The sequence below is a fragment of the Mycobacterium sp. TH-M116 genome (assembly GCF_057473685.1).
Genome location: NZ_JBYCLC010000002.1, coordinates 1 through 6,700, shown reverse-complemented (window position 1 = coordinate 6,700; position 6,700 = coordinate 1). Strand labels below are relative to the sequence as shown.

The 6,700-nt window shown below is 67.3% G+C and carries 5 protein-coding genes and 1 pseudogene; 5 read left to right on the top strand and 1 reads right to left on the bottom strand.

Annotated features, from left to right (window positions below):
* Positions 1-169: 169 nt before the first annotated feature.
* From AC2VOK_RS00050 to AC2VOK_RS00030, 5 genes are all read left to right on the top strand, one after another.
* Complete coding sequence (locus AC2VOK_RS00050; RefSeq protein WP_428898650.1) at positions 170-1,405, top strand: FAD-dependent oxidoreductase; 1,236 nt, start codon at positions 170-172, stop codon at positions 1,403-1,405.
* Positions 1,398-2,396 (top strand): Gfo/Idh/MocA family protein, encoded by a 999-nt coding sequence (locus AC2VOK_RS00045; RefSeq protein ID WP_428898649.1) that lies wholly within the window; start codon positions 1,398-1,400, stop codon positions 2,394-2,396. The genes AC2VOK_RS00050 and AC2VOK_RS00045 overlap by 8 nt, the downstream gene beginning before the upstream one ends.
* Positions 2,397-2,751: 355 nt before the next feature.
* The gene (locus AC2VOK_RS00040) at positions 2,752-3,459 is read left to right on the top strand and encodes a TetR/AcrR family transcriptional regulator (RefSeq protein WP_428898648.1); all 708 of its coding nucleotides are present in this window, start codon (positions 2,752-2,754) and stop codon (positions 3,457-3,459) included.
* A gap of 206 nt (positions 3,460-3,665) precedes the next feature.
* Positions 3,666-4,871 (top strand): cytochrome P450, encoded by a 1,206-nt coding sequence (locus AC2VOK_RS00035; protein ID WP_428898647.1) that lies wholly within the window; start codon positions 3,666-3,668, stop codon positions 4,869-4,871.
* Positions 4,872-4,943: 72 nt separating this feature from the next.
* The gene (locus AC2VOK_RS00030) at positions 4,944-5,912 is read left to right on the top strand and encodes an enoyl-CoA hydratase/isomerase family protein (RefSeq protein WP_428898646.1); all 969 of its coding nucleotides are present in this window, start codon (positions 4,944-4,946) and stop codon (positions 5,910-5,912) included.
* A gap of 116 nt (positions 5,913-6,028) precedes the next feature.
* Here the strand turns inward: AC2VOK_RS00030 and AC2VOK_RS00025 are convergent.
* Positions 6,029-6,700, bottom strand: a pseudogene (locus tag AC2VOK_RS00025) (PE domain-containing protein); the annotation flags it as partial.

Below are 6,700 nucleotides of genomic sequence, written 5' to 3'. Positions count from 1 at the left end.
ACGACCAGGCCGCCGCGCATCCCGACAAGCTCGCCGAACTCCTGGCTTTGTGGGACCGCTACGTCGAGGAGAACGGCGTGCTGCTCGAGCCCGTTTCAGTGTTCGACGCCGACTTGTAGCTCTCGGCGCGGCGCCCCAGGAGACGTGCTTCCCCCCTATGCTGAGCGCAATGGCAGAGAAAACGACGTGCGCGATCGTCGGCGGCGGCCCGGCCGGCATGGTCCTCGGGCTGCTGCTGGCCCGCGCGGGTGTCGACGTCGCCGTGCTGGAGAAGCACGGCGACTTCCTGCGCGATTTCCGCGGCGACACCGTGCATCCCACGACGATCCAGTTGCTCGACGAGCTGGGTCTGGGGGAGCGGTTCGCGGCGCTGCACTACAGCGAGGTGCGCAAGGCGCAGCTCGACACCAATGGTCGCTCGGTGACCTACGCCGACTTCGAGCGTCTGCGACTACCTCATCCCTACATCGCGATGGTGCCGCAGTGGGATCTGCTGAACCTGCTCGCCGAGGCCGCCCGCGCCGAGCCCAGTTTCACGCTCCGGATGCAGTCCGAGGTCACCGGGCTGCTGTGGGAGGCGGGGCGGGTCACCGGGGTGCGCTACGCGGCGTCCGACGGGCCCGGTGAACTGCGCGCCGAACTCACCGTCGCCTGCGACGGGCGGTGGTCAGTTGCCCGCCGGGCGGCCGGGCTGCGGGCCCGCGAATACCCGGTGAACTTCGACGTGTGGTGGTTCCGGCTGCCGCGCGAAGGCGCCGCGCAGTTCTCCCTGCTTCCGCGCACCGCACCCGGCAAAGCCCTGGTGGTGATCCCGCGCGAAGGCTATTTCCAGATCGCCTACCTCGGTCCGAAGGGGGCCGACACCCAACTACGCACCCGCGGAATCGAGGCGTTCCGCCGCGACATCGCGGCGCTGCTGCCCGACATGCCCGAGTCGGTGGCCGCGCTGGAGTCGATGGACGAGGTCAAGTACCTCGACGTGCGGGTGAACCGGCTGCGCCGCTGGCACACCGGGGGGCTGCTGTGCATCGGCGACGCCGCGCACGCGATGTCACCGCTGGGTGGGGTCGGCATCAACCTGGCCATCCAGGACGCCGTGGCGGCCGCGACGCTGCTGGCCGGACCCCTGCGCCGGCACCGCGTCACCGACGGTGACTTGGCGGCCGTCCGGCGCCGGCGCGCCTTTCCGGCCGCGGTGACCCAGGCGGTGCAACGCGTGTTACAGCGGGTGTTGTTGGGGCCGCTCCTGCGCGGTGCGGATCCCACCCCTCCGGCGGCGCTGCTGAGGCTGGTGGAGCGGCTGCCCTGGCTCTCGGCGGTGCCCGCATATTTCGTTGGGGTGGGGGTTCGTCCGGAGCACGCCCCGGCGTTCGCCCGCCGTCAATCCGGCCGCACCCGTGGCTGAGCGTCGAACTCCGCTGCGCATCGGCGTCCTCGGGGCCGCGCGCATCACGCCACTGGCGCTCGTCAAGCCGGCCCGGGCCAACCCCGAGGTGGTGGTGGCCGCCGTCGCCGCCCGCGACGTGTCCCGCGCCAGGGCGTTCGCCGCCAAGCACGAGATCGCCCGGGTGCACGCGGACTATGAGGCGTTGGTCGCCGACCCGGACCTCGACGCCGTGTACAACCCGTTGCCCAACGGGTTGCACGGCCGCTGGACCCGCGCCGCCCTCGCGGCGGGCAAGCACGTGCTGTGCGAGAAGCCGTTCACGGCCAACGCCGCCGAGGCCCGCGAGGTCGCCGGGGTCGCCGCCGATTCCGGCCGGGTGGTGATGGAGGCGTTTCACTATCGCTACCACCCGCTCACGCTGCGGGCCGAGCAGATCATGGCCTCTGGTGAGTTGGGCGAGATCGAGCGGGTGGAGACTGCCATGTGTTTTCCCCTGCCGAAGTTCTCCGACATCCGCTACAGCTACGCGCTGGCCGGGGGGGCCCTGATGGACGCCGGCTGCTACGCGGTCCACATGGCCCGCACGCTCGGCGGTGCGGACCCGGAAGTCGTTGCGGCCCGGGCGAAACTGCGGGATCCCCGGGTCGACCGTGCGATGACGGCCGAGTTGCGCTTCGCTGCCGGGCACACCGGCCGGATCGTCTGCTCCCTGTGGTCGTCGCACCTGTTGCGGATCAGCGCGCGCGTGGTGGGCGACCGTGGGGAGATGCGGCTGCTCAATCCGGTCCTGCCCAACCTGGTGAACCGCCTTTCGGTCCGATCGGTCGGCGGCAGACGGGTGGAGCGGTTTCCGCGCCGCGCTTCCTATGCGTATCAGCTCGACGCGTTCGCCGCCGCGGCGCTGCGCGGCGAACCGGTGCTGACCACCCCGGAAGACGCGGTGCAGAACATGACGGTGATCGACGCGATCTATCGGGCCGCCGGCTTGCCGGTGCGGCAGCCGCGCTGAGCGTCAATCCTTTCGCCGTGTCGGAGGCTCGGCCAGCAGTCGGCGTGCCGCCTCGACGCAGGGGCGGTCCGATCGGCTGGGCCGGCGACGGCCAGCGATCACCGGGGCACTTCGAGTTCTGTCGCGAAGTCGGTTGGAAGCGCGGGTACTCAGTGGTGCAACAGCAGTTCTCCTACGCGGGGAAGCCTGAGCTCGAATACCGCTTCCGCCATGCAGTTCGTGATTCGCGGGCGGATCCGCGCGTCGCAGAGCTGCGTAGAGCTGCGTGTTTACGGACACTACAAAGATAGAGTAAGGTCAGTCTTCGAGTCGGCGAACGTTCGATCGAGATCCCGCGTCCCGAAGGCATCCGCGCATGGCCCGACAGACCCCCACGGCAGCGAAGAGACGCAAGCCCAATTCCGCGGAACGCCGACGCGAGCTCTGCGATGCCGCGATCCAGTTGCTGGCCGACGAAGGGGCCAAGGGATTGAGCCATCTGAAGGTGGACCGCAAGGCGGGCGTTCCGGACGGCACCACCTCGTTCTACTTCCGCACGCGCGAGGCGCTGCTGCGTGCCGTCGCCGAGCGGCTGGCCGAACGAGACCTGGCCGAACTGCAGTCGGTCGCGGACAGTTCCGACGGCGACGACGGGAATCCCTCGCCGTCGCGTTTGTCGCAGGTGGTGATCCAGGCCGGCGCTGAGCCGCAGCTCTCCCGGACCCGGGCCAGGTACGAGCTGACGATGCAGGCCGCGCGAGACCCGGCGCTGGCCGCGATTTTGAAGCAGGCCACCGACGGGTTCACCCGGCTGCACCGCGAGATTCTCGTGCAACTCATGCCAAACGGTGCCGGGCTGGAATCTGCCGTGGTGGAAGACCTGAGCAACGTCACGCTGACTTTCATCAACGGGCTCATGGCGCGCATCGCCCACGGCGACCGCGTCGTCCGCAGCGCAGAACAGCTCGATGGCATCCTGTCGGCCATCGCCGTGGGCATCCTGAAGAGCCCGGACAGAGGCCGGCTGACCGAGAACGGCGCCACACCCCGGGCGCGCGGTAGCCGGACCGCGGCATCCGGCTGAGCACACGGCGCTGCGCGCGGTTTCTCCGGCGGGGTCTTGCCACAGCATCCCCCGTATGTTTCTCTACGAGAATAGAGTAAGCGCGATGTTCGCGGCCCATATCGAAGCAAGTGCATTTAAGCGGATTGTACAAATTGCCCGAACCGGACACGGTGCCTGCGCGAACGGCGCCGATATCCGGAAACTGCAGTGGTAGGAGGGATTCCGTGACGGCGAGCACCGAGAGCCATGTTCATTTCGATCCATACGACGTCGGGCTCATCGCCGACCCGTATCCGATGTTTGCGCGGCTGCGCGAGGATGCGCCGCTCTATTACAACGCGGACTACGACTTTTTCGCGGTGAGTCGTTTCGCCGATGTCAACAAGGCGCTCGTCGACCACGCCACCTTCAGCTCCGCGCGCGGCGCGATCCTGGAATTGATCAAGGCGAACCTCGACATCCCGTCGGGGATGCTGATCTTCGAAGACCCGCCGATCCACGACGTGCACCGCAAGCTGCTCTCGCGCATGTTCACGCCGCGCAGGATCGCCGCCCTCGAGCCGATGATCCGCGAGTTGTGCGCCGAACTCCTGGACCCGCTGGTGGGATCGGGCCGGTTCGACTTCGTCACCGACCTGGGGGCGGTGATGCCGATGAGGGTGATCAGCTCGCTGCTCGGCATCCCCGAGGACGACCAGGTGTACATCCGCGACCAGGGCAACGCGCAGTTGCGCACCGAGGCCGGCAAGCCGATGGACGCCGCCCAGCATGGCCTGTCGGTGGGCGAGCAGTTCGAGGCGTACATCCAGTGGCGCGCCGAGCACCCGTCCGACGACATCATGACCGAACTGCTCAACGTCGAGTTCGTCGACGAAACCGGTACCACGCGGAAGCTGACGCGCGAAGAGATCCTGGTGTACCTCAACGTCGTGGCCGGGGCGGGCAACGAAACCACCACGCGGCTGATCGGCTGGTCCGGAAAGGTCCTCGCCGAGAACCCCGATCAGCGTCGCGCGCTCGCCGAGCATCCCGAACTCGTCCCGCAGGCCATCGAGGAACTGCTGCGCTACGAGCCCCCGGCACCGCACGTCGCGCGGTATGTGACGCGCGACGTCACCCTCTACGACCGCACCGTGCCGGAGGGCAGCGTGATGATGATGCTCATCGGGTCGGCGTGCCGCGACGAGCGCCAATTCGGCCAGGATGCAGGCGAATTCAACATCCACCGGCCGGTCCGCCCGCACCTCACGTTCAGTGTGGGCACACACTTCTGTCTCGGTTCGGCGCTGGCCCGGCTGGAAGGCCGCGTCGCGCTGGAGGAAATCCTCACACGGTTTCCGGAGTGGGAAGTCGACCTCACCGCCGCCACGCTGAGCCCGACGTCGACGGTGCGGGGCTGGGAGTGCATGCCGGCTCAGGTACCGGGATGACGCGGGCGCCAAGATCACCGACCGCAACGCGGGTGCATTGCTCAAGTAGGCACGACAAAACTGGAGAAAATCATGCCGGAATACGACTACGAAAAAATGAAGAAGGCAGCCGAGCAGTACATCAAATTCGAGAAGGACACGAAGAACAGGATCGCCTACATCACCTTCAACCGTCCGGACGAACTCAACTCCACCACATTGGGCATGCGGCAGAACTACGCTGACCTGATTCACAAGTGCAACGTGGACGACGACGTCAAGGTCGTGGTGATCCGAGGGGAGGGGCAGGACTTCGGCAGCGGCGGCGACCTGCCCGAACAGCAAGGAATGCTGGAGAACCCCGGTATGCCGCTGCTGCACGAGCTGGCCATCAACGACGAGCACGTCAAGTACCCGCCCGCCGGGTCGTACCGATACCTGTCCACGGTCACCGATTTCTACGCCAAGGCCCGCGCCGGCAACCGGCCGCTGCAGGAGCTGCGCAAGATCAGCATCATCGAAGCCAAGGGCTACTGCTACGGATGGCACTTCTATCAGGCCGGCGACGCCGACCTGGTGGTCGCCTCCGACGACGCTCTGTTCGGGCACCCGGCGTTCCGCTACGTCGGTTGGGGTCCGCGGCTGTGGTGGTGGGCCGAGACGATGGGATTGCGCAAGTTCTCCGAGATGCTCTTCACCGGGCGCCCGTTCAGCGCCAAGGAAATGTACGAGTGCGGCTTCGTCAACAGCGTGGTACCCCGGGAAAAGCTCGAGGACGAGACGCTGAAGTACGCGATGGCCTGCTCGCGCTCGCGCCCGACCGACACCGTCGCCGTGCAGAAGACGTTCCTGGAGCTCTACAAGCAGCACAAGGGCGAGTACTTCGGCAGTCTGCTCACCGGCATGGTCGAGGGCATGCTGCCGATGATCGCCAACGACGCGGAGGAGGTCGACCTGACCTCGGGCACCTTCGAGAAGGGCCTCAACAACGTGGTCAAGGACAATGACATGAACTTCCCGCCGGAGTGGCGCCTGAGCCGTTCGGGACGCCAGAAACCCTGAGGCCCGTGCGGGTGCGGAAATGTCGGAGCCGAGCGGCCGCCGTGTCGAAGGCGACCTCCAGCCTCGCCCTGTGACCACAGAAACACAAGTGGCACAGTGGAATCCGCTTGGATCGCTTACGGCAGGACGAGCCCGGTGGCCGGGCCCAGGATGATCTGCTGACCGCCAGGTGATACGTAGGGCCCAGTGGGCCCGTAGAGGCCGTACATCGGATCGGTCGGGCTGTGCCCGGTGTAGATGTCGTTGATCCAGCCCGTGGACAGGGTGTACACGGCCGCGGTGTCGCCTCCCGGTGAGTATTTGGTGAACAGCTGCGCGATGAAGTCGATGACCGGTTTGTTGCCCAGCAGCGAGTCGACGTGCGAGCCGTTGAGCAGTTCGACCCCGACGAAGTGTCCCGGGTACAGACTGACCAGTTGATTAGTGGTGGCACCGTAGGCGTTCCACGCCTGGGGTTGCGCGGCCACCACGTAGTCCGGGATGTTCAAGGTCTTCAGGTTGGCGATCGCGCTCGCGAAGGCCGAAGAACTGTTGGCGACTCCGTCGAACATCACCACGCCTTCGAGGTGGTTGGCGCCGGCCCCGAGGTCGGCGACGTAGTCGCCGGCCGCGATCGTGGCAAGTCCGCCGCCGGCCGAGTGTCCGGTGATGAAGAAGTTCTCCGGCAGCGTCCCGTGGTAGCCGGCCTGGCTCGCGCTGAGGTTCAGCGCCGATTCGTTGCCCAGGAACAGCGAGCCGACGGCCGAGAACATCTGGTTGCCGCTCAGGTCGGCGCCGCCCGGCAGCGG